The organism is Mesorhizobium sp. M9A.F.Ca.ET.002.03.1.2 (assembly GCF_003952365.1).
Lineage (GTDB): Bacteria > Pseudomonadota > Alphaproteobacteria > Rhizobiales > Rhizobiaceae > Mesorhizobium.
Map to the genome: position 1 here is coordinate 303,417 of NZ_CP034443.1, position 21,936 is coordinate 325,352.

Annotated in this window: 20 protein-coding genes and 5 pseudogenes; 4 read left to right on the forward strand and 21 right to left on the reverse strand. The window is 62.4% G+C overall.

Going from position 1 to position 21,936, the window contains the following annotated elements:
- Positions 1-12: 12 nt before the first annotated feature.
- The 6 genes from pobA to pcaD are packed head-to-tail and all read right to left on the reverse strand — an operon-like array spanning position 13 to position 4,820.
- On the reverse strand, positions 13-1,185 hold the full coding sequence (gene pobA, locus EJ066_RS01540; RefSeq protein ID WP_126034493.1) for a 4-hydroxybenzoate 3-monooxygenase: 1,173 nt from the start codon (positions 1,183-1,185) through the stop codon (positions 13-15).
- Positions 1,185-2,237: a 3-carboxy-cis,cis-muconate cycloisomerase gene (locus tag EJ066_RS01545; RefSeq protein WP_126034494.1), complete on the reverse strand. Its 1,053-nt coding sequence runs from the start codon at positions 2,235-2,237 to the stop codon at positions 1,185-1,187. The genes pobA and EJ066_RS01545 overlap by 1 nt, the downstream gene beginning before the upstream one ends.
- 11 nt (positions 2,238-2,248) lie before the next feature.
- Positions 2,249-2,863: a protocatechuate 3,4-dioxygenase subunit alpha gene (gene pcaG / locus EJ066_RS01550; RefSeq protein WP_126034495.1), complete on the reverse strand. Its 615-nt coding sequence runs from the start codon at positions 2,861-2,863 to the stop codon at positions 2,249-2,251.
- Complete coding sequence (gene pcaH / locus EJ066_RS01555) at positions 2,863-3,615, reverse strand: protocatechuate 3,4-dioxygenase subunit beta (protein ID WP_126034496.1); 753 nt, start codon at positions 3,613-3,615, stop codon at positions 2,863-2,865. The genes pcaG and pcaH overlap by 1 nt, the downstream gene beginning before the upstream one ends.
- Positions 3,608-4,018 (reverse strand): 4-carboxymuconolactone decarboxylase, encoded by a 411-nt coding sequence (pcaC, locus tag EJ066_RS01560; protein ID WP_126034497.1) that lies wholly within the window; start codon positions 4,016-4,018, stop codon positions 3,608-3,610. The genes pcaH and pcaC overlap by 8 nt, the downstream gene beginning before the upstream one ends.
- Entirely contained in the window at positions 4,011-4,820 is an 810-nt protein-coding gene (pcaD, locus tag EJ066_RS01565; RefSeq protein ID WP_126034498.1) for a 3-oxoadipate enol-lactonase, read from the reverse strand. The genes pcaC and pcaD overlap by 8 nt, the downstream gene beginning before the upstream one ends.
- A gap of 92 nt (positions 4,821-4,912) precedes the next feature.
- Between pcaD and pcaQ the strand changes: the two genes are divergently transcribed.
- Positions 4,913-5,830, forward strand: a complete 918-nt coding sequence (pcaQ, locus tag EJ066_RS01570; RefSeq protein WP_126034499.1) for a pca operon transcription factor PcaQ — start codon at positions 4,913-4,915, stop codon at positions 5,828-5,830.
- Positions 5,831-5,856: 26 nt separating this feature from the next.
- Here the strand turns inward: pcaQ and EJ066_RS01575 are convergent.
- The 5 genes and pseudogenes from EJ066_RS01575 to EJ066_RS01595 form a co-directional block, all read right to left on the reverse strand.
- Positions 5,857-6,584: pseudogene (locus EJ066_RS01575) on the reverse strand (ABC transporter ATP-binding protein).
- Positions 6,565-7,329, reverse strand: coding sequence for an ABC transporter ATP-binding protein (locus tag EJ066_RS01580; RefSeq protein WP_126034500.1), 765 nt, complete (start codon positions 7,327-7,329; stop codon positions 6,565-6,567). Before EJ066_RS01580 ends, EJ066_RS01575 begins: the two are co-directional and overlap by 20 nt.
- The gene (locus EJ066_RS01585) at positions 7,326-8,327 is read right to left on the reverse strand and encodes a branched-chain amino acid ABC transporter permease (RefSeq protein ID WP_126034501.1); all 1,002 of its coding nucleotides are present in this window, start codon (positions 8,325-8,327) and stop codon (positions 7,326-7,328) included. The genes EJ066_RS01580 and EJ066_RS01585 overlap by 4 nt, the downstream gene beginning before the upstream one ends.
- 3 nt (positions 8,328-8,330) lie before the next feature.
- Positions 8,331-9,191 (reverse strand): branched-chain amino acid ABC transporter permease, encoded by an 861-nt coding sequence (locus tag EJ066_RS01590; protein ID WP_126034502.1) that lies wholly within the window; start codon positions 9,189-9,191, stop codon positions 8,331-8,333.
- 77 nt (positions 9,192-9,268) lie between these two features.
- Complete coding sequence (locus EJ066_RS01595) at positions 9,269-10,441, reverse strand: ABC transporter substrate-binding protein (protein WP_126034503.1); 1,173 nt, start codon at positions 10,439-10,441, stop codon at positions 9,269-9,271.
- Between the two features lie 421 nt (positions 10,442-10,862).
- Between EJ066_RS01595 and EJ066_RS01600 the strand changes: the two are divergent.
- A pseudogene (locus tag EJ066_RS01600) lies at positions 10,863-11,017 on the forward strand (IS256 family transposase); the annotation flags it as partial.
- A 1,067-nt stretch (positions 11,018-12,084) separates the two neighbouring features.
- Here EJ066_RS01600 and EJ066_RS31700 read toward each other — a convergent pair.
- Together EJ066_RS31700 and EJ066_RS31235 are read right to left on the reverse strand one after the other, a co-directional pair.
- Positions 12,085-12,248 (reverse strand): annotated as a pseudogene (locus EJ066_RS31700) (IS5/IS1182 family transposase); the annotation flags it as partial.
- Positions 12,249-12,505: 257 nt separating this feature from the next.
- On the reverse strand, positions 12,506-12,667 hold the full coding sequence (locus EJ066_RS31235; protein ID WP_167522729.1) for a hypothetical protein: 162 nt from the start codon (positions 12,665-12,667) through the stop codon (positions 12,506-12,508).
- 202 nt (positions 12,668-12,869) lie between these two features.
- Here EJ066_RS31235 and EJ066_RS01610 point away from each other — a divergent pair, with 202 nt between their 5' ends.
- Positions 12,870-13,562 carry a Crp/Fnr family transcriptional regulator gene (locus EJ066_RS01610; RefSeq protein ID WP_210334858.1) on the forward strand — a complete coding sequence of 231 codons (693 nt, stop codon included), beginning with the start codon at positions 12,870-12,872 and terminating at the stop codon, positions 13,560-13,562.
- Between the two features lie 93 nt (positions 13,563-13,655).
- On the opposite strand, the pseudogene EJ066_RS01615 reads toward EJ066_RS01610, so the two are convergent.
- Both EJ066_RS01615 and EJ066_RS31240 read right to left on the reverse strand, forming a co-directional pair.
- A pseudogene (locus EJ066_RS01615) lies at positions 13,656-14,288 on the reverse strand (IS630 family transposase); the annotation flags it as partial.
- Positions 14,289-14,522: 234 nt separating this feature from the next.
- A complete protein-coding gene (locus EJ066_RS31240; RefSeq protein WP_189644414.1) occupies positions 14,523-14,777 on the reverse strand; it encodes a hypothetical protein in 255 nt (84 codons plus the stop codon).
- 669 nt (positions 14,778-15,446) lie between these two features.
- Here EJ066_RS31240 and EJ066_RS01625 point away from each other — a divergent pair.
- The gene (locus EJ066_RS01625; RefSeq protein ID WP_126034506.1) at positions 15,447-16,418 is read left to right on the forward strand and encodes an IS481 family transposase; all 972 of its coding nucleotides are present in this window, start codon (positions 15,447-15,449) and stop codon (positions 16,416-16,418) included.
- A 366-nt stretch (positions 16,419-16,784) separates the two neighbouring features.
- Here EJ066_RS01625 and EJ066_RS01630 read toward each other — a convergent pair whose 3' ends face one another.
- From EJ066_RS01630 to EJ066_RS01660, 6 genes and pseudogenes are all read right to left on the reverse strand, one after another.
- Positions 16,785-17,501, reverse strand: coding sequence for a pentapeptide repeat-containing protein (locus tag EJ066_RS01630; protein WP_126034507.1), 717 nt, complete (start codon positions 17,499-17,501; stop codon positions 16,785-16,787).
- Positions 17,502-18,480: 979 nt separating this feature from the next.
- A pseudogene (locus EJ066_RS31705) lies at positions 18,481-19,320 on the reverse strand (transposase); the annotation flags it as partial.
- Between the two features lie 14 nt (positions 19,321-19,334).
- Entirely contained in the window at positions 19,335-19,784 is a 450-nt protein-coding gene (gene aroQ / locus EJ066_RS01645; protein ID WP_126034510.1) for a type II 3-dehydroquinate dehydratase, read from the reverse strand.
- A 52-nt stretch (positions 19,785-19,836) separates the two neighbouring features.
- Positions 19,837-20,208, reverse strand: a complete 372-nt coding sequence (locus EJ066_RS01650; protein WP_126034511.1) for a 5-carboxymethyl-2-hydroxymuconate Delta-isomerase — start codon at positions 20,206-20,208, stop codon at positions 19,837-19,839.
- 9 nt (positions 20,209-20,217) lie between these two features.
- Entirely contained in the window at positions 20,218-21,111 is an 894-nt protein-coding gene (locus EJ066_RS01655) for a shikimate dehydrogenase (RefSeq protein ID WP_245455059.1), read from the reverse strand.
- A 42-nt stretch (positions 21,112-21,153) separates the two neighbouring features.
- Positions 21,154-21,915, reverse strand: a complete 762-nt coding sequence (locus EJ066_RS01660; protein WP_126034513.1) for an amino acid ABC transporter ATP-binding protein — start codon at positions 21,913-21,915, stop codon at positions 21,154-21,156.
- Positions 21,916-21,936 lie beyond the last annotated feature (21 nt).

The window sequence follows — 21,936 nt, forward strand, 5'->3', positions numbered from 1 at the left end:
GGCTCACGCCGATCAATAGGGCAGGCCGACATAGTTTTCGGCAAGCGCTGTGGAAGCAGCTTTCGAATGCACGAGATAGTCGAGCTCGGCTTCCTGGATGCGCTGACCGAACTCGCCCGTCTCGGGAAAGCGGTGCAGCATCATTGTCATCCACCAGGAGAAGCGCACCGCTTTCCAGACCCTCGCCAGCGCCTTGCCTGAATAGGCGTCGAGCCCGACTTGGGATTTGTCGCGATAGAATTCGCGAAGCCCGGCAAAGAGGTAGCGCACGTCGCTGGCAGCAAGGTTGAGGCCCTTGGCCCCGGTCGGCGGCACGATATGGGCGGCGTCGCCGACCAGAAACAGGCGGCCGAAGCGCATCGGCTCGGCGACGAAGGAGCGCAGCGGCGCGATCGACTTCTCGAAGGATGGCCCAACGGTTACGGCCGCGGCCGTCTGCGGCGGCAAACGGCGACGCAACTCGTCCCAGAAGCGATCGTCCGACCATGCCTCGACATGGTCATCCAGCGGGCATTGCACATAGTAGCGGCTGCGGTGCGTCGAGCGCATCGAGCACAGGGCAAAGCCCCGCTCATGGTTGGCGTAGACCAGTTCATGGTCAGCCGGCGGCACTTCGGCCAGCACGCCGAGCCAGCCGAACGGGTACTGCCGCTCAAATGTCTTTATCGAGCGTTCCGGCACTGATTTGCGACTGACGCCGTGATAGCCGTCGCAGCCGGCGATGAAGTTGCAGTCGATGCGGTGGCTGACTCCATCCTTGTCATAGGTGACGAAAGGCGTCTCGCCATCGAAATCGTGCAGCGCGACATTCGCGGCTTCATAGACCGTGGCGAGCCCGGCCGCCTCGCGCTTGTCCATCAAATCATGCGTCACCTCGGTTTGACCGTAGACGGTGACATGCTTGCCGCCGGTGAGCATCGTGAGATCGATACGATGCAGGCGTCCGTCGAAGGCGAGCGAGATGCCGGAATGCTGCAGGCCTTCGGCGTTGAGCCGCGTCGCCGCACCCGCTTCGCTGAGCAGATCGACCGTGCCCTGTTCGAGCACGCCGGCGCGCACGCGGCCAAGCACATGTTCGCGGCTCGATCGCTCGAGGATGACCGTCTCGACGCCGATCGTGGCGAGCAACTGGCCGAGCAGCAGGCCGGAAGGTCCTGACCCGACGATGGCGACCTGCGTGCGCATCAGTGCCCGAGACTTTCGATCTGCCCCGCAAGTTCGGCGGCGAGCCTGAGTGCGGCAGCGGTTGCCATCACCATCTGCGGCAGGGTGAGCCATTCCAGCGTCCAGGCGGTGCCCGAGCGCTCCTGCTCATGCACCAGCGCCTGGTGCATGCCAGAAAGCTGGACGGCGTTGAAGTGCGCGAGCGCCACCAGCGCTTCGGCTTTCACCGGATTCCGCTTGTGCGGCATGGCCGAAGAACCGCCGCCGCCGGAGAGCCTGATCTCCGTGCCGGCCTGCGCCATCAGCGCGATATCCTGGCCGAACTTGCCGAGGTTGCCGGTGGCGAGCGACAGCCAGCCTGCGAAGTCCACGAGCGCGCCGCGCTGGCTGTGCCATTGCGGCGCATCGGAAAGGCCGAGTTTGGCGGCGAGCGCCGCGCGCACCGCTGCACCTTTGTCGCCGAGCTTTTCGAGCGTGCCCGCCGCGCCGCCGAACTGCACCACGAGCAGCCTGCTGGACTGTTCCGTCAAACGCTGCTGATGACGCTCGAGCGGCGCCCGCCACGAAGCGACCCGATCCGCTACTTTGATAGGAATTGCCGGCTGCATGCGCGTCATCGCCGTCAGCGCCCTGCTTCCGAATTCTTGTTCTAGGCCGGTGAGCCGCACGATGTTTTCGCTGAGCAGCAGGCCGATATGCTCGACCACCTGGCGCAGGCGCAGCACCAGCGCAGTGTCGATGACGTCCTGGCTGGTGGCGCCGAGATGAACGAATTCACTATACTGCCCACCGACGGCAGCCTTGATCTGGCGCACCAGCTCCGGCACCACGACGCCATCCTTGGCGACGCCGGCGCGCAGCTTTGCCGTGTCGGGCCGGAACGCGGCCAGCGCCTTGACGATCGCCGCCCCGGCCTCGCGCGGGATCACACCGCATTCGGCTTCGGCCTCGGCCAGCGCCCGCTCGAAACCGAGCATCGCGGCGATATCCGCTTCCACGGAAAAATGCCTCGCCGCCTCTTCGTCGCCGAGCAGGCCGGAAAGCAGCGGGTGGTCGAAGGGCGATACCGTCATGTGGCAGTCGGTCAGCTGTCGAAGAAGACCGTCTCCTTCTCGCCCTGAAGGTGGACATCGAAGACGTAAGTGTCGCCCTGGCGCTCGGCGATTAAGGTGGGCACGCGCACGCGGTGCTCGATGCGGGCAAGGATCGGATCCTCGGCGTTGGCCTCCTCCTCGTCGGAGAAATAGAGCCTGGTGTGCAGACCGATATTGATGCCACGCGCCACGATCCACAGCGTGATGTGCGGCGCCATCAATCGGCCATCGCGGAACGGCACGCGGCCGGGCTTGATCGTCTGGAACAGGCAGACGCCGGTTTCCATGTCGGTCGGCTGGCGGCCCCAGCCCTGGAAGTTGGGATCGGCTGCGCAGCGCAGCTCGGCCGGCGAATTGTAGAGCCCGTTGCTATCTGCCTGCCAGATCTCGATCAGCGCGTCCTTGAGCGGCGTGCCTGTGCCGTCGAGCACCCTGATTCGCAAATCGATGCGCTCGCCCTTAGTCTGGTCGTTGACCATCGTCGAGCCAAGGTCGCTCGGATATACGCCGCCGATGCCGCAGAAATTGGGCGTCAGTCCGATATGCACATAGGGACCGGCGGTCTGCGAGGGGCTTTCCTTCAGCCGGTCGAGCGACTGCGCCATCAATTGCTCTCCGGCCTGTTTTCGAACAGCGAGGAGCGCCGCCCACGCAGCACGACGTCGAACTTGTAGGCGCGCGCGTCCATCGGGATCGTCGCCTGCATGTCGAGCGCTGCGATCAGCGTCTCGATCGCCGCCTTGTCGCGAATCCCGCGCACGATAGGGCATTTCCAGATCAGCGGATCACCCTCGAAGTACATCTGGGTGATCAGCCGCTGCGCGAAGGCGTGGCCAAAAATCGAGAAATGGATGTGCGAAGGCCGCCAGTCATTAGGTCCATTCGGCCAAGGATAAGGTCCGGGCTTGACAGTGCGAAAGGCATAGCCGCCATCCTCGCCGGTGATGGTGCGGCCGCAGCCACCAAAATTTGGATCAAGCGGCGCCAGGTAGCCATCCTTCTTGTGGCGGTAGCGGCCACCTGAATTGGCCTGCCAGAATTCGAGCAGCGCGCCGGGCACGCCCTTGCCGCGCTCGTCGAGCACCCGCCCATAGACGATGATGCGCTCGCCGAGGGCGCTCTCGCCGGGCCTGGCAAAATTGTGGATCAGATCGTTGTCGAGCTCGCCGAGCATGGCGTGGCCGAACACTGGGCCGGTGAGTTCCGACGCCGTGTTGTCGAAGGCGAGCAGCGCCTTCTGCGGCGAGCGCAGCACGGAGGTCTTGTAATTCGGCGTCAGCGCCGGCGGATGCCATCTCCGGTCGCGCTGGAAGAAGGCGCCGGTCTCCGGCATCCGGTTCGATCCGAGCTCAGGCATGGGCGCTCTTGCCTCCGTCCATTTGCGAGAACACCTCCTTGGCGATCTTGAAGGCGCGATTGGCCGCCGGCACGCCGGCATAGATCGCGACATGCAGGAACGCCTCGCAGATATCCTCGCGCGAGGCGCCGGTATTGGCGGTGGCGCGCACATGCATGGCCACCTCCTCATCATGGCCGAGTGCCGCCAGCAGTGCCAGCGTCACGATCGAGCGCTCGCGCTTCGACCAGCCGGGACGCGCCCACACCGTCCCCCAGGCAGCCTCGGTGATCAGATGCTGGAACGGCCGGTCGAAATCGGTGGCGGCGTCCTCCGTGCGGTCAACATGCGGATCGCCGAGCACGGATCGCCGCACCGACAGCCCGGTCCGGTACCTGGTTGGGTTCTTGGAGACATCATCCATGGGCTTGCCTTTCCTCGGGAAGCGAGGCGACAAAGTCGCGGATCAAAGTAGTCAGCGCCTCGGGCTGCTCGACGCAGGGAATGTGCCCGGCGTCGCGGATCACCTCGAAGCGCGCGCCGGGAATGAGATCAGCCAGCGAGCGCACCAGGGCGGGCGGCGTCGAGCCGTCCTGGTCGCCGACGACGCAGAGCGTCGGCACCGCGATGCGGTGCACGGCCTCGGTGAAATCCGCGTCGCGGACGGCAGCGCAAGTCCCGATATAGCCGGCGAGCGCTTGCCTGGTCAGCATGTTCCAACAGCCGTCGAGATCGGCCGAACGCTCCGCGTGGAAGGCGGGGGTGAACCACATCTTGAGCACCCCATCGGCGATCTCCTGGATGCCCTTGCTTTCAACTGTTGCGATGCGCGTATTCCAGCTCTCCGTAGTGCCGATCTTGTGGGCCGTGTCGCACAGGATCAGTGCCTCGACGCCTTCCGGGCGCCTGGCATAAAACCCCTGCGCGATCAGGCCGCCGACCGACAGGCCGCACAACACGACCCTGCCAAGATCGAAGTGATCGATGAGCCCGCAAAGGTCGTCGACATGGTCGAAGATCGAATTGACACCGCCGATATCGGAGAGCCCATGACCGCGCTTGTCGTAAACGAGCGTGGGCATTTCATCGCCGAGAGACGAGACAACCCCGTCCCAGATCCGGAAGTCGGTGCCCAGCGAATTCATGAATATGATCGGGCGCGCATTGCCAGTCCCCGACCTGTAGCGGTGATGCAGCGTGACGCCGCCGATGCTGACGAATGGCACGATTTCGATCCTCCACAGCTACCTTGCACTAGGTGTTTGGTTCGGTAAAATGATATTTTGTGGCGTTTCATTAACTTGGAGGTTATCGAACCATGGCCGAAAGCCGCATCCGCTTGCGACATTTGCAGGCGTTTCTCGAAGTGGCGCGGCAAGGAAGCGTGGCGCGTGCCGCCGACTTCCTGCATGTCAGTGCGCCAGCGGTGACCAAGACATTGCGCGAGCTGGAAGAGGCGCTCGGCATCGCCGTCGTCGAACGCGACGGCCGCGGCATCCGGGTGACGCGGCTCGGCGAAATCTTCCTTGGCCATGCCGGCACGGCGATCACCGCGCTGAAGCGCGGCGTCGATTCCGTCAGGCAGGATGGCGCCATCAACCGCCACCCGATCCGCATCGGCGCGCTGCCGACGGTGTCGGCGCGGGTGATGCCGCTCGCCATGAGCCTGTTCCTGAGCGAGAACACGGGAGCCGCGATCAAGATCGTCACCGGCGAGAACGCCGTGCTGCTCGAACAATTGCGCGTCGGCGCGCTCGACCTCGTCGTCGGCCGGCTTGCGGCGCCGGAAAACATGACCGGCTTCTTCTTCGAGCATCTCTATTCCGAACAGGTGCTGTTCGTGGTGCGCGCCGGCCACCCGCTGCTCGAGCCAGGCCAGGACGTGTTCGCCCGGCTCGACGAATTCCCGGTGCTGATGCCGACGCGGGAATCGGTCATCCGCCCCTTCGTCGATCGCCTGTTCATCACCAACGGCATGACGGCGCCGGCGACCGAGATCGAGACCGTCTCGGATTCCTTCGGCCGTTCCTTCATGCGCCAGAGCAATGCGGTGTGGATCATCTCGGCCGGCGTAGTCGCCAACGAGATCTCCAGCGGCGCCTTCGTCGCCTTGCCCGTCGACACCGAGGAGACCAAGGGCCCGGTCGGCCTGACGATGCGGACCGACACCGCCCCCTCGCCGGCTTTTTCCATCCTGCTGCAGACCATTCGCGAAGCGGCCAGCCACCACCCCTGACGTCTCACGAGCAGCCTGGAATTGCTCTATTCGACCGAATGCGGCACGGCAGCAACGCCAAGCAGTCGCTCGACGGTCTGCGGGCTGGCGCGCAGACCCGCCGGGGTCCCCGTCCAGGCGACCCGGCCGCGCTCGAGGATGAGGACCTGATCGGCGAAGTCCAGCGCGGCACGGATCCTTTGCTCGACGAGCAGAATGGTCATTTCGCCACCGGATGCGAGCCGCATCAGCGCCGCCATGAGTTCGTCGCAGATCACCGGGGCCAGTCCCTCGAGCGGCTCGTCAAGCATGAGGACGGATGGACGGCCGAGGATGGTGCGGGCCGTCGTCAACATCTGCTGTTCACCGCCCGACAGCTGGGTGCCGCGATTGCGCCGGCGCTCCTTCAGCCGGGGGAACATGGCGTAGGCCTCGTCCAAGGCCGATCGCTGGCGATCCTTCAGCCCGACGAGAAGGTTCTCTTCGACGGTCAGCGACGGGAAGATGCCGCGCTCTTGCGGCACGTAGCCGAGGCCAAGCCAGGCGCGCGAGGCGCTGTCCTTGCCGGCGACATCGACGCCCCCAGCTTGATCTCTCCGGCATGGCGCCGGGTCTGGCCGGCGATCGTGGCGAGCAGCGTCGACTTGCCGACGCCGTTTCGTCCGAGCACGGCCAGCCGGGCGCCCGCGGCGGCGCCGAACGAGAGGTCTTCGAGCACGCGGGTCTGGCCGTAGCCGGCGGTCAGCCCAGATACCTCAAGCGGCGCTGCGGTCATCGGCATAGCTCCCGAGATAGGCCTCGCGCACGCGCGTGTCTTTCGTCACCTCGCCGGGCGCGCCGTCGAATATGATCGTGCCCGCGGCCAGGACGATGACCCGTTGCGCGAAACGGAACACGAGATCCATGTCGTGTTCGATCATGAGCACCGCCAGGTCGGCGGGAAGCCCGGCAAGCGCGGACTCGATGCGCGGCGTTTCGCTTTGCGGAACACCGGCCGCGGGTTCGTCGAGCAACAGGACTTTCGGTCTCAACGCCAGCGCGAAGGCGATCTCCAGCAGCCGCTGCTGCCCGTAAGCGATCTCCGCCACCTTGTGGTCGGCAGCGCCCTCGAGGCCGAGCGTGCGCAGCAGCGCCTCGATCTCTTCGAGGACTTCCGGCATCGACCAGAACGTGCCGAACAGGCGGCCGGTACGGCCCTGGCGCTGCAGCACGGCGAGCGCCAGATGTTCCCGCGGCGTCATTTCCGGAAACAGGCGGGTAACCTGGAAGGACCTTACCAGGCCGCGTTGCACGCGCTGCATCGGATTCATGCCGTTGAGCTGCTCGCCAGCGAGGCTAACGACCCCTGAATCCGGTTTCAGATGGCCGGTGACGAGATTGACGAAAGTAGTCTTGCCGGCGCCGTTCGGCCCGATCAGCGCCACGCGGTCGCCTGGCGCCATCGTCAGCGAGACGGCCTGGGTCACTGCCAGCCCGCCGAAGGTCTTGTTCAGCCGCTCGACCTCGAACACCGCATTCATCGCCGCCTCCACTGATCGAACAGCTGGGCGCTCGTGCCGAAAATGCCGCGCGGCGCAAACAGCACGACCGCGACCAGCAGCGCGCCCATGATTGTCAACCAGTGAAATGGATTGGCGGCGGAAACGAAATCCTCGAACAGCATGAAAACGACCGTGCCGATGATCGCGCCGTAGAGCGATCCGGTGCCACCGAGCACCAGCATCACCAGCGCCTGCGCCGAAAGGGTAAAGCTCAGGCTGTCGAGCCCCACCACCTGGGTGGAGATTGCGTTGAGGCCACCGCCGACACCGGCGACCGCGCCTGAGATGATGTACATCTTGAGCAGCGTCTTCTTGACCGACGCCCCCATCGCCGCGACCCGGATCGGGTCCTGCCGGATGCCGCGGCAGAGCATCCCGAACGGCGAGCGAGACAGGCGCTGCAGCAGGAAGAAGACGACCACTAGCAGCGCTATCCCCAGCACATAGGCGGTCCGTCCCCAAAGATCGAACCCGAACACACCGAACAGCGGGCTTGGCGCGATGTCCGTCAGGCCATCGCTGCCGCCCGTCCAGCTCGTGGCCTTGTTGGCCGCCTCGTGAAAAAGATTGACGATGGCGATCGAAAGCACAAGTTGCCCAAGCCCGTGGCTGCGCAGGACCACGAGGCCGGATATGAGGCCGGCGACCGCGCCGCCGACGGCGCCTGCCGCGATCATGGCGAACGGATCCGATATGCCGAAATGCGCGGCCGCAATGCCGGCGGCGTAGGCCCCGGCGCCGAACAGCGCGGCGTGACCGAGCGTCGCCACGCCGCAGAAGCCGGTGACCAGATCGACCGAAAGCACCAGCATGACGATGCCGATGACGCGCGTGAGCAGCGCGAGATTGTTGGGAAACAGGAGATTGCCGACGACCGAGGCCGCCAGGATCACCGCAAGGCCGATCCAATCCGCCGAAGCGGAGAAGCGCGGCTTAACGACTTGCCCGGTAACGCTTGCAGGATGATTGGCGTTCATCCGTCAGGCCCTTCCAAGAAGGCCGCGCGGAAACACGCAGACGATGACGATCACGGCAAGGTAGAAGAAGAACTCGCCATACTCTGGCACCAAATAACGTCCCGTCGTGTCGACCGCGCCAAGCACCAGGCAGGCAAGCAAGGCGCCACCGATCGAGCCGGCTCCGCCGACCGAGACGACGACGAGGAAGGTCACCATGTAGCGCAGCGCATAATAGGGTTCGATCGGCAGCAGTTCGGCGCCAACGATACCGCCGAACGCGGCAAGGCCGACCGCAATCGCGAAGCTCGCCGCATAGACGGATTTCGTCCTTACGCCGAGCGCGGCAGCCATCGGCGCGTTGTCCACCGAGGCGCGCAGCTTCACCCCGAAAGGTGTCCGCTCGACGAGATACCAGAGCGCCACGGCGACGGAGAGGCCGCACACGATGGCAAACAGCTTGTGCGCGGCAATCGAACGAAAGCCGAGATCGACCGGTCCACTCAGCACCTCGGGCAGCGGGATGGTCTTGAGTGTCGGCCCGAACACATAATTCGCGATGCCGATGACGCAGAAGGTGATGCCGATCGTCATGAGCACCTGGATAAGTTCCGGCTTGTTATAGATGCGGCGGTAGAGCAGTCGCTCGATCGGTACCGCAATCACGACGGTGCCGGCCACCGCAAGCACGACACCGGCGACATAGCCCAGACCAAGATCACGCACGGCATAGGAGGCAAGATAGCCGCCCACCATCGCAAAGGCCCCGTGCGCGAGATTCACCACTCGCATCAGCCCCATCGTCATCGACAGGCCGATCGAGATGACGAACAGCACCATGCCATAGGCAAGGGCGTCGACCGCGATGCTGAGCACGCTCTGCATTTCTCACTCCGAGCGCTCGCCGACGGGCCGCCGCCTGCGGACATGTATCCGATGACTGAGGGCTTGCCCCAGCAAGGTTATTTGGCGGCGGCGAGACCGGGATCGGTCATGTTCGCGAACGTCTGGATCTCCTTGTTGTAATAGGTGCCGTCCGCGGCTTTAGCGACCTCCCGCAGATAGATGTTCTGCGTGATGTGGCGGCTTCCGGCGTCGATCGAGACAGGTCCGCGCGGGGACTCCCAGGCCATTCCCTTGACGGCGTCGACGGCCTTGGCGGCATCCTGCTTGCCCCCGGTCGCTTCGATCATCTTATAGATTACCCGCATGCCGTCATAGGCGCCGACCGATGGGAAGGACAGCTCGACCGGATTGCCGATCGCGGCACGCGTCGCCTCGACAAACTTCTTGTTTTCGGCAGAGTCATGCGCGACGGAATAGTGGAATGTGGTCGTCACCCCGAAAGCGGTATCGCCGAGCGCCGGCAGATCGGATTCCTGCGTTAGGTCTCCAGGCGCCAGGAACTGGATGCCGGCTCCCTTGAGGCCGTTTTCGTTGTAGGACTTCAGAAAGCCCAGCGTGGTCGGACCGGACGGCAGGAAGGCAAAGACCGCCTCGGCGCCGGAGTCCTTTACCCGCTGCATGATCGGGCTGAAGTCGGTGGTCGAAAGCGGCATGCGGACCGATTCGACGATCTCGCCGCCATCCGCCTTGAAGGTCGTCGCGAACGCCGTCTCGGCATCGACGCCCGGTCCGTAGTCGCTGACGACGGTGATGACCTTCTTGATGCCACGCGCGGCCGCCACCTTTGCCATCGGCACCGAAGTCTGCCAGAGCGTGAAGGAGGTGCGCACGACGAGCGGGCTCTTGGTCACGATCGCCGACGTGGCTGCGTTCATGATCACCATCGGCACATTCGCCTGCTCGAGAAGCGGCGTGACGGCCATGGCATCGGGCGTAAAATAGAACCCGGCGAGATACTGAACGCTTTCCTTAACGACCAGATCCTGGGCGAGCGCCTTGGCCTGCGCGGGATTCGCGGCCGGAAGGTCCCGATAGACGACCTCAACGTCGCCGTCACCGACCTTGGCTCCGTTCAATGCCATCCAGGCGTCGATGCCGGCCTTGAAATTCTTGCCCTGGATGGCGAAGGGACCGGAGAACGGCCCGATCACGCCGACCTTGATGGTTTCTGCACTGGCGGTTCCGCTAAGCGCTATTGCCGCCACCGCGGCCAAAAGCATGCGTTTCATGGCTTTCCTCCCTTAGCGGCTACCCAGCCTCCAGCAAGGTTTTCAGCCGCGTTGGCTTTGGTCTCTCATGCAGAAATGGTAATGTAAAATGAAAATAAGTCGTCGATTATTAACCTCCCGGATAGGGAAATCCGTGGAGCAAGTCGACATTTCCGCCGGTACATGGCCGACGGCACCATCGAACACGACTTCATCATCCGCGCGACGCGCAGAACGGTTCTGTCTGCAACGCCCCCTCGCCCGCCGTAACGTCGTCGATCCCGATTGCGGATCGTGTGGTGCGACAGGCGGCGGACAAATTTGGCTGGCCTTGACCCGAGCCGTCAGCAATGCGCACGGACAGCTCTTGCTCCGACCTATGAGCCCGCTTGCGGCGTGCTTTAATTCAGCCAGTCAAGGCCCGGCATCGAGCTGACCGGACTTCCCGAACGACGATGCCATCGTGCGCCTCGTCGGCGCAATCCTGCTCGAACAGAACGATGAATGGCAGTGCAGCGGGCCAGATATATGGCGCTGGAAACCATCAGCCAGATGAGCGATGATCCCCTGATCAGCTTGCCAGCCGTGGCGCGCTGATCAGCCCGGCCCATGCCGGAGAGCACGGCGACCACTGCCGCCAGCTACACCTCGCCGCCGGACACGATCCTTGCAAGGCGTAGAATCGCTCTGTCAGGCACCTGGCGCAAGACCCGTTTGAGGGATTTCACCACCATTTGCGGGTGGCGCTCGCTACGGGTCAAGAATAGCGTCGGCAATGCTGCCGCGGAAAATAGCAGTCCGCAGGACGCGTGGCCTGCTTCAAGCTTGCCGAGATCATGATCTTGGTCCATGTCTCGCAAGATGTGCTCATGCGGGAGACGAGAGAAGCCATCAAATCGATCGTTCGCAGAGAGGGATAGCAAGGCGTGCTATTCGGAAATCCGCGAGCTTGACCGGTTGCACTCGTTCAGCCTTGTCGGGAAAAAACCGCAGGTTCAAATCACGGACACGATTTAAGGCTGCAAACTGCCCTATAACTTGCAAAGGAGTCGAGTTAGCAAACGAATTCAGTGGCCGCACTGTATTGGCGGTATCCCTCTACTGACACGAACCCTGGCCGTTTCCTAGGTCGTACCTATCCTTTTGCACGCCTCCCCACTATCCAAGCACTGGCAGAACGCCTTGTCTTTCTCGGTCTGGCGGAAGAAAGCCAGGTGGCACGGGCAGCCGCCGTTCACCATGGCACGCCTACTCAATGACGCCACCTTTGACCGCGCAGCGGCAGATGATCGGCACAGGCAGCCGGACATCCTCCCAACTGGAACGCCTGCCGCCTGTGCCGAGCCCCCCGCTAAGCCATCCCGAACATCCACGAACGAAGCCGGGTTGTCGTTACCTTCGCATCCTAATACTTATCTTGGCGTACATATCTCACTCGGTGCGGCGCACTTGCGAACGCGAGGTCCTGAGCGTCAGAAGCCGACAATGAAGCCGGACTGATTGCGATCGGCACGGTGCCGAGCGTCACAGGCGCGAGGGACTTAACAACTGACATGATCATTTTGAGATCCTCCTCAGCTCCCGTAGGTCAACATTCAGTCCTTGGGGTCGCAGGTGTAGTGCCGTTCGAAGGTCCCGTCCGCGCCGCTGCTTGTCGAAGCCGCGATGTAAGGCTCGATCGCGCGCTCGTGGACCAGCCAAAGGGGATCTCGGCCGAGCCGTAGCCACTGCCGGCGGCCAACCGTTTCGGGATCGAGGCCGAAGCGATCCTGGTGCGCTCGATCGTCGTGCCGGCCGCGCCTGCCTCCGCATGACGGATGGCGCGGCTTCGCAAAGCGCACATGATTTCGTCACGTGAGATGCCGACGTCGCCAAGAACGTCATCGGGTAAACGGCTCAACTGGTCCGTTGCCGACAAGAGAGCTTTTCGCTCGGCGCGGAGGCGTAACCACCTGCGAAATGGACCAATGGCGGCAGCATGAATTATAACCATGATCAGATCATCCCTTCATTGATCTGAATTGACCGGCACGGAACGGCGCGAACGGCACTCCGGGCGAGAGCGTCAGCCGTCCGCGAGGCAAGTTAGGCGTAGTGGTCGATGGATTGGTTTTGCCGCGGCGTGCCCATACGGCGGGCGGTGGCTGGCCCCGGGCCACGCATGTAATAAAGCTCCGGGCGGTAGCGCGGCGCGACGAATTTGCGAAACCCCGCAGCAAGTTTTGTGACGGGAGCCAAGAATTTCATGACTGTTCCCTTTCCCTTCCCCGGCTTGCACACGAGCCGGCGGGCCTGACGTGCAACAAGGATATGACAGTCGAACCAGGCTCGGCTGTGGGAATTCCCACACCGGGGAAAACATTGGCGAAATCCGCTCCCAGTTTGCATCCCGGAAAGCGGGGTCTGCGGCCATCAAATTTCCTTGGATAGGGAGTAAGGTGAAGTACACTTGATTGAACAAGAGACCGTTGTGACAGGCTCTCTGGCCTTCATCTCAAGACTTTGCGATGCCGACCTCGCCGCGCTGACCAAACGGTGGCACGAGCGCAGCTATCGACACAACGAGCTAATCATTTCCCACGGCGACACTGGTCGCGATGTCTTCTTCCTGCTGGAAGGACGGGCTCGCGTGACACTGGTTTCAGCGGACGGCAGGGAGATAGCGTATCGCGATGTCGAACCGGGTGACATTTTCGGGGAGCTCGGAGGCATTGACGGGATTGCACGCTCTGCCAGCGTAGTCGCGCTGGAGGCAACCCGCGCTGCACGGCTGTCCGGCACAGCATTCCGGGATATCGTGATGACCCACCCGACTTTTGCCTGGATGCTGCTTGAGCATCTGTCTGCCCAGCTCCGGCGCATGACCGAGCGGGTATTCGAATACAGCACTCTGGTCGTGCGAAAACGGCTGATCGTCGAGCTCCTGCATCGGGCGGAGAAAGCCGCACTCGTGGACGGCGAGGTGTCCATAAGCCCGGCACCGACGCATTCCGAGCTGGCGGCAACGATGAGCACGCACAGGGAAGCGGTCTCGCGCGAAATGAGCGATCTCGCCAAGAGAGGCCTGATCGAAAAGCGCGGCAGCAGGTTATTGCTGCATGACGTCTCGGCACTACGGGCGCTGGTCGACAAGAAGGAATAGCGAAGGCTGTCGCTGCGGCGGGGGCACCGCACGTTTCATACTCCTCGGCCGCAAGTAATTATTCCTTCCGGCAAACCGGCAACCTAGAGTCTTTCACGATTTGACGGAAGCGTAGCCTGCGTTTGCGAAGTAGTTGCTGCATTCGTTCGGCTCGATGGTGGTGACGAGGTGGCCGATATGCCGCCAGGTTTCCTCGATCGATCGTTTCTGGGCCTTCCGCATCCAGTGCTTGATCTTGGCGAAGGCTTGCTCGATCGGGTTGAGGTCGGGCGAGTAGGGCGGCAGGTACCAGAGCCTGGCGCCGGCTGCCTGGATCATCTGCCGGACAGCCGTCGACTTGTGGGAGCCGAGATTGTCCATGATGACTATGTCGCCCGGCTCCAGGACCGGCACGAGCTGCTGTTCGACATAGGCGCGGAAGCACTCGCCGTTGATCGGCCCGTCGAAGACGCAAGGTGCGGTGAGCCGGTCGCAGCGCAGTGCGCCGAGGAAGGTCAGCGTGCGCCAGTGACCGTGCGGGGCGAAGCCGCGCAGAGGCTTGCCCCTCAGTCCCCAGCCGCGCAACGGGGTCATGTTGGTCTTGATCCAGGTCTCGTCGATGAAGACCAGCCGGCGTGGATCCAGGCCGGCCTGCCAGGAGCGCCAGCGCTGTCGTCGCCGCGCGATGTCGGCGCGGGCCTGTTCAAGGGCGAACAGCGTTTTTTTTGAACCGCAGCCCTTCGCGCCGCAGGAACAGCCATACCGCGTTGTGCGATACCTTAACCCCGCGCGCCGCCAGTTCCTCCTTCAGCCCATGCAGCGTCGTCAAGGCGGCGGGCAAGAAGTTCGACGATCATTTGCATCGCGTTGTGGCTCACATCTGGGGATCACGACCTGCACGGCCCGCACTCCGGTAACAACAGGCTGCAAAATTGGAACAGTCGTTTGGCCCTCTCCACAGCCCTTCAGATGCGTCTTTGATCATTGCCTGAGGAACGCGCCCGTGTAGGTCTGGCCAACAAGCCTAACGGTTCCGGCGAGGGCTCCGTCAGACAGCATAACAAAACTGACGTCCGCGCCATTCGGTAGGCGCTCAAGCTTCAACGTAGCCCCCACAAGTCTTCCAGCGCCGGCGGCCTCTCCCGGATAGTTGTCGCCCAGATTTCCCCACGCATAGGTGACCGTCACCTTCCCATCAGAAGAAATCGTCTGAACAGCAAGTTTGGCGTCATACATCCCATCCAGTCGCCCGGCCCATAGACCCGAAAAAGCAGCGTACTTTGTTGGAACGGCCTTGCCAGGGGGAGTGACCGCCACGGATTGATGCATGATTGCTGAGCCGGAAGGAACCAAGGCAGGTTGGGGAGGAATGGCACCAGGTTCTAACGCGGGTTCGAGAGTGGCCGGTTGCGACGTTTCAGGAGCCGATTGGCACGCGGCTAGGGCAAGTGCCGCGAAGCCAAGCATTGCGTTGCACATTCGGTGTGCCATCTTCTGGTGCCCCGGCCATCTTTGAATCTAGCGCAGGCCGACCTTATCGCGCGTTTTCACAAGCTGTGTCTACGCAAGGTGAGTCATACGACAGCGGGTCGTCGAAGAACCCGCAGCGGTCGTGAGTCAATGCCCCCATTCGTAGCCCAAGTAGCGGCCTGGAGCGCCATTCGCCCGGCATCCGCTGGTTCATTAGGAGTTGAGCGGGAGGATCAGCAGTTGACCTTCCAGATCACATAGTGAGCCCGTTGCGACTGTATTCCTGAACCTTCGACAAACAAGTACACGCCGGTCGAAGGGACTCACCAAGCTGCTGAATGAACCGCTCTAGCTGTGAGTTTCCAGAAGGTTGTCCATTCGGGCCCGACCGAGGAGACTGGAGTTACCACACTTCAGATTCGTCGGAGGACCCGAATGAACATTCATAAGAATGCCCGTCTCACGCCGCTTCGTCGAGAGGAGATGGCGCTTGCGGTCATGGAAGGCGACCTTTCCCAAGCCCAAGCAGCGTTGAAATTCGCGGTGACGGCGAAGGTCGTGAAGCGATGGGTCGAGCGTTACAAGGCCGAAGGCCGTGCCGGCATGGTCGACCGCTCGTCGCGACCCAGGCGCAGTCCGAATGCGACCGAACGGGCTGTGGCCGATCGGATCGTTGCGCTGCGGCGCCAGCGCCTCACGGGCAAGCACATTGCAAGTGTGGTCGCCGTCTCGCCGGCGACGGTGAGCAGGGTGCTGGCGCGGGCCGGGCTGTCGCGGCTGAAGGACCTTGAGCCAGCAGAGCCGGTGCGTCGATATGAGCGTGACGAGCCGGGCGACATGATCCACATCGATATCAAGAAGCTCGGCCGTTTCGACCGCATCGGCCATCGCATCACCGGCGATCGCACCGGCCAAAGCAATGGCCGGACTTCCCGTAAAGGCGGCGCGGGCTGGGAGTTCGTCCACGTCTGCATTGACGATGCCTCCCGCATCGCCTTTAGCCAGATCCTGCCCGACGAGAAAAAGGAAAGCGCCGTCGCCTTCCTCAACGCCGCCATCGCCTACTATGCCAGCCTTGGCGTCACCACCTCACGGGTCATGACCGACAACGGCGGCTGCTATAAAAGCCGCGCCTTCCGCGCCGCCTGCAAAGCCCTCGGCCTCAAACACATCCGAACCAAGCCCTACACGCCCAAGACCAACGGCAAGGCCGAACGCTTCATCCAGACCGCGCTCAGAGAATGGGCCTACGCAAGAGCCTACACGACCTCAGATCGCCGTGCTGCCGAGCTGCCCGTCTGGCTGCACCGATACAATTGGCACCGCCCGCATGGCAGCCTAAAATCCAAAACACCCATCAGTCGCCTCGGATTGTCCGAGGACAACCTGTTGAGGCTCCACAGCTAGATGCATTCGACAGGCGTTTGACCGACGAAAGCTTAAGCCCCCCAAGATGCCGCGGCCTATTTCAAGTGCTGCGAGGCGAGTATGATCGACGCGTTGGTGCCAGGCTTCTGAATTGACAATCACGACAATGGTAGTCATTCTCGACGATACAAGAGTCGCTGCCACTTATTCGGACAGGAGCTACCGGTTCGATTGAACCGGTAGCGGTGAACGGAAGGGGCACAAACACCCTTCGGCCGCGATTTCGCCAATAGCAATACCGCAGAAACGTGCCACTTTGGCGGAGGATCTGCGCCCTCCGAAGGCAGAAGTTACAGGTTCGAATCCCGTCGGGTGCAGCATTGCCGCAGGTTCGCTTGCCGACAACTATTCCTGCTGGAATTGACAGGGCCAATCTTCAGGCCTCGTCAAGCCAGAAGGCAACTCGGTCCGGGCGTCTCCGCAAGCCATGTTGAGCTGCCACTGGGACAGACCCGCCGAATTGGAAAGATCGACGCCCTCGATACGGGTCAGAAAGAAAAAGGCGCGGTCAAAGTCTATCGGCGCGGTGAACGTCGCTCGTCGGAAGTCCGCCCGCGCGAGATTGGCAAACGAGAAGCGGCTGCCGCTGATATCGGCGTCATGGAACTGCGCACGCCCCAATTCTGCCTTTGTGAAATCAACATTGGTCAGATTGGCGTCCTGGAAATTCGAGCGCTGCATTTCCGCGCTCGCAAACACAGCGCCCTGCGCGTCCATTCGGCTGAAGTCGGTCCTGTAGGCCTCGATTCTGTCGAACCGGGCGCCTCTGGCGGTCGAGTCGGCCAGGGAAGCACGCACAAGCGTTGCCTTCTCAAGATTTGCCGCAAGGAGATTGCTGTTCCTGAGGTCGGTCGAAGTGAAATCAACACCGAACAGGTTCGCCCCACTCAGGTCCTGTCCTTCTAGGATGAGAAGCTTCTTGTCACACTCGTGCCAATTGACGCCAGGCGTCGCGGCTGCGTGGCAATTGTGAGCAGCAGTGGCGTTCTGCCAAGCAAACACAGTGCAAACCGCTAGAACCAAGCCGGATGCGCCGTAAGCTCTGGTTCGCCTCAAAGTCATTGTTGCTGGACCTCTGCTACTCGCCGACACTCAACCTTACCATATCAGCTGACACTCGAGCCACGGTGACCACCGCCGTCACAGTTGGCGCATTTCTCATATTCAAGCTTTGATGTTGATCAACCGATCAACCCGCGCGTAGGGCGCGATTTGCGAGCGCCTCCCCATATCATCGGCGGTCCAGCAGAGATTCATTTGTCACCGGCCAGGCGCAACATTCCGTAGGAATGCTTTGACTAAGCCGAGGAGAGCAGTCGCTCAGGCTGGCGAAGTCGCGTGCCAAGATTGGCTCCGCTCTGGACGTTTGTCTCGATAATTGGGAGCCTGCTCGGGTGCTGACCGCCACCGCCGGCGTCCGCTGCCGACAAGCGTGAATCCGTTTGGTTCCGCACCGATCGGTACTTTCCGACGGCGAGGTTGACCCGGCACGAGGTGCTAGTCGCATATCCTGATTCCGCTGTCGCATGAACCCCACGACTTCGCTTAGCGAGGCCGAAGTTGATCTCTGCCATCTATCAGGTCGAAGCATCAACCCCGCATATTTGTGTCGTAAGCTGACGTGCCGCGAATACGCCGTTTTCGGTAGGCGGGCTTTATGGCGGGCGCGCAACCTATTCTTGTATTTTTATCAATTTAAACAATGCCTTATGGCGGAGAGGGAGGATTCGACTCCGCGCTTGGAAGAGCGTCCTTCTCGTCTTCACCGTGCAGGCCGGTACTCTGGGCGGCAGAGTGCCCTTCCGCGCTTCGCCAACGTGCCGTGGAAAGGGCCTTGCCGTTATTTCCGGCGGGGCTTTGATCAGATCGCGACTATTAGTGATTTATGCTGGAACTGGTTGCGGAGGTCGGAGTCGGACTTATTTGCGCTGATTAAGAAGCCCCGTCAGCAAACGAACTCGGTCACAGCACTGTATTGGCGGTATCCCTCTCCCGCTACCACCATTCCCCCCACTCCAGCTAGCGGCGCCTTGTCCAGCTCCTTGATGGTCCCGAAGACATGCTCGACGGTTTGCCGCCGAATCCGCATGGCATCGGGCATGCGGTCGAGCCTGGCCTGCATGGCGTCGATCACCTGCTCATGCTCCCAGCGCCGGATGCGCCGAAGCTTCTCGGGCGTACAGCGAGGCTTGAGTTCGCAGGTCGAGCAGGCGGTCAGATGACGATAGAAGATGACGTCGCCTTCGCGGTCCGATCGGTATCTGGTCAGTTCCTGTCCGGCTGGACAGGCATACAGATCCCGGCCGGCATCAAAGACGAAGTCCTGCTTGCCGAAGAAGCCGCGTTTCAGGCCGCTTGAGGTGAGCGACTTCGGCACGATGGCTTTGATGCCCGCATCGTCGCAGGCCAGCACTTCCTCCCCGAGAAGTAGCCGCGATCGGCTAGCACGATCAGTTCATCCGCGCCGGTGGCCTCCCTCGCTTGCTGGCCCATGTTGGTGAGCTGGGTGCGATCGTGACCGACATTGGTGACCTCGTGGGCCACGACAGGTGATGCTTCGTGTCCACCGCCGCCTGAACGTTGTAGCCGACAAGTCCCGTGCCCTTGCCGTTGGTGGCCATGGCGCGGGCATCCGGATCGGTCAGCGAGACCTGGCCGTCGGGGCTGCCTCGACGGCTCTCTCCATCGCTTTCAGATCGCGCATCTGCTGGCGCAGGCGTTCGAGGCGCTCCGTCAGGCGATCCTTGCGCATCTCCGCCACCTCGTCCTCCTGACGATCGGCCGTGTCGAGCATCGACAAGTAGCGCTCGATGCTTGCCTCGATCTGCTCCACCCGACGGCGGATTGCGCCGGGCGTAAAGTTCTTGTCGCGCGTGTTCACTCGCGTGATCGTTCCTATGCTTGTTGGGCTTTGATCAAGAAGGCCAGTCGCTGCACGGCAAAAACGTAACCTTGCGTGCCGAAACCCGCGATGACACCGGAAGCGATCGCAGAGACATAGGAGTGATGGCGGAAAGCCTCGCGCTTGTGCACGTTGGAGATGTGCACCTCGATGATCGGGTGGTCGAAGGTGTTGAGCGCATCTAGAATGGCGACGGACGTGTGGGTGAAAGCGGCGGGATTGATCACAATCCCGGCAGCCGCTTCTCGCGCCTCGTGGATCCAGTTGATGATCTCGAACTCGGCGTTGCTCTGAAGAAAGCGGACACGAAGTCCGTGCTCTCCCGCCACCCGAACACACTCGACCTCCACGTCCGCCAAGGTTTCATGCCCGTAGATGTGCGGCTGACGCTTGCCGAGCAGGTTCAGGTTCGGCCCGTTGATGATGTAGATTTCAGGTGCCATTCATTCTCGCTCCCACAAATTCTTGACAGGCGGATTCCGCCCAGCCCCGTATTCAGAGGGGCAGAGTGTTACGGCTTACCGAGAGTTCTGGATCGGATTCGGTGATATCGATGCGAAGGCCGAGGCGTCCCCTTTCGAGTTCCTTGGCCACTGCGTACGCAGCAGCAGCGAAGACAAGTTGGGAGATCTCCTTGCGTACTTCGCGGGTTCGACCGGGCGCCATCCGCATGATGATCTGCACGAAGCAGTTGTCGTCGGCTTCGTCGGCGACGCAGGAAAAATTCGCTTCCTGCGCGAAGGTGCGCACGACGTTCGGAGCGAAATGGCCGCTGCTCTGCGCCGCGCTGTGGACGGCCCTTGCAAGCGCGTCGATATCGATGCGTCGCGATGATCCTGCACTGTATTCGATCGTGATGTGCGGCATGGGCGGAGCTCAGGCGGGCGCGGCGTCGGCGCCGACCAGTTCGCTGAAATGCCGCCGCATCCGTGCCGCATCTGGTTCGATGCCGGCGAACAATCGGAGCGCTCCCGCCGCCTGGTAGACGACCATTCCGCCACCATCGAGCGTCCGGCAGCCGCGGTCGCGCGCAAGGGCCAGCAACGGCGTCACGAGGGGCATGTAGACGATGTCGGCCACCCAGTGGCGGCTTTCGATCAGCGCACCGTCGAGCGGAAGCCCAGGATGATTTCGCATCCCGGTAGGCGTCGCATGAATAAGCCCGTCCGCCGCCTGCATCGCGGCTTCGATGTCTCCCGTTGCCGATGCCCGGCCGGGGGCGAACTGTTCGTTCAACGATCGCGCAAGGCTTTCAGCCCGACTGGCGTCCTGATCCGAAATGAGCAGATGACCCATTCCAAGGGACAGCGCCGCATGGGCGACCGCCGCGCCGGCGCCTCCTGCTCCCAGAAGCAGAGCGCGATCTCTCGTCACGTCTGGAAGACCCTGCCGGAAATTCTCATAGAATCCCGAGCAGTCCGTGTTGTGTCCGACGCGCTCCCCGTCGTGGAATACCACGGTGTTCACCGCGCCGAGCGAGCGTGCGTCGTCCGCCAGACGCGTAAGGAGGGGAAGCACGATCTGCTTGCAGGGGTGGGTGATGTTCACGCCCGCAAAGCCGCGATCCTCAACTTCCGACAGGAGGTCCGGCAGGTGATCCACCGCCACGCCCCGCAGGGTCAGGTCAATCAACTCGTAGGAATAGTCGAGCCCGTGCAGGGAGGCCTCCCGCATATGGAGTGCCGGCGACTTCGACATCTGGATGTCGGCCCCAATCAGCCCGACGCGGACTTTGTGTCGGAGGGCGAACTTGTTGGATTCTGATGGCATGATGTTCCCAAATGACATGAAGGAAGCGCGGGACCCTTTGCTTTATTGATGAGCGAGTATCTCTCCGAGAAATGCGCGCGTGCGCGGATGCGTCGGATTTCGGAAGAAGTCTTCCGGCTTGTCTTCCTCGATGATTTCGCCGGATGCCATGAAGATGACACGGTCGGCGACCTGGCGGGCAAAGCCCATTTCGTGCGTGACGCAGACCATGGTCATTCCCTCCCTTGCCAGGCCGATCATGGTGTCCAGCACCTCCTTCACCATTTCGGGATCAAGCGCGCTGGTCGGCTCGTCGAAGAGCATCGCCTTCGGTTCCATGCAGAGCGCGCGCGCTATGGCCACGCGCTGTTGCTGTCCGCCGCTTAGTTGAGAAGGGTATTTGTCCGCCTGATCGAGAATGCGGACGCGGTCGAGATACTTTCTCGCAATCGCTTCGGCCTCGGCCTTCGCGGTGCCGCGCACCCGCATCGGCGCAAGCGTGCAGTTCTGCAGCACGGTCATGTGAGGAAAGAGGTTAAAGCTCTGGAACACCATGCCGACTTCGCGGCGCACCGCGTCGATCGTCTTGGCCGTGCCGTCAAGAGCTGTCCCATCGACCTCAATCCGCCCCATCTCGAAGGCTTCGAGATGGTTGATGCACCGGATCAGCGTCGACTTGCCCGACCCCGACGGTCCGCAGAGCACGATTTTCTCGCCTCTGCGAACCGTGAGATCGATGGATTTCAAGGCATGGAACCTGCCGTACCACTTCCCGACGCCCTCCATGACGATGAGGGGTGTTTCGGAGTTTGAGGTGTTTGGCACGGCAGGGATCCCTCTGGTTGC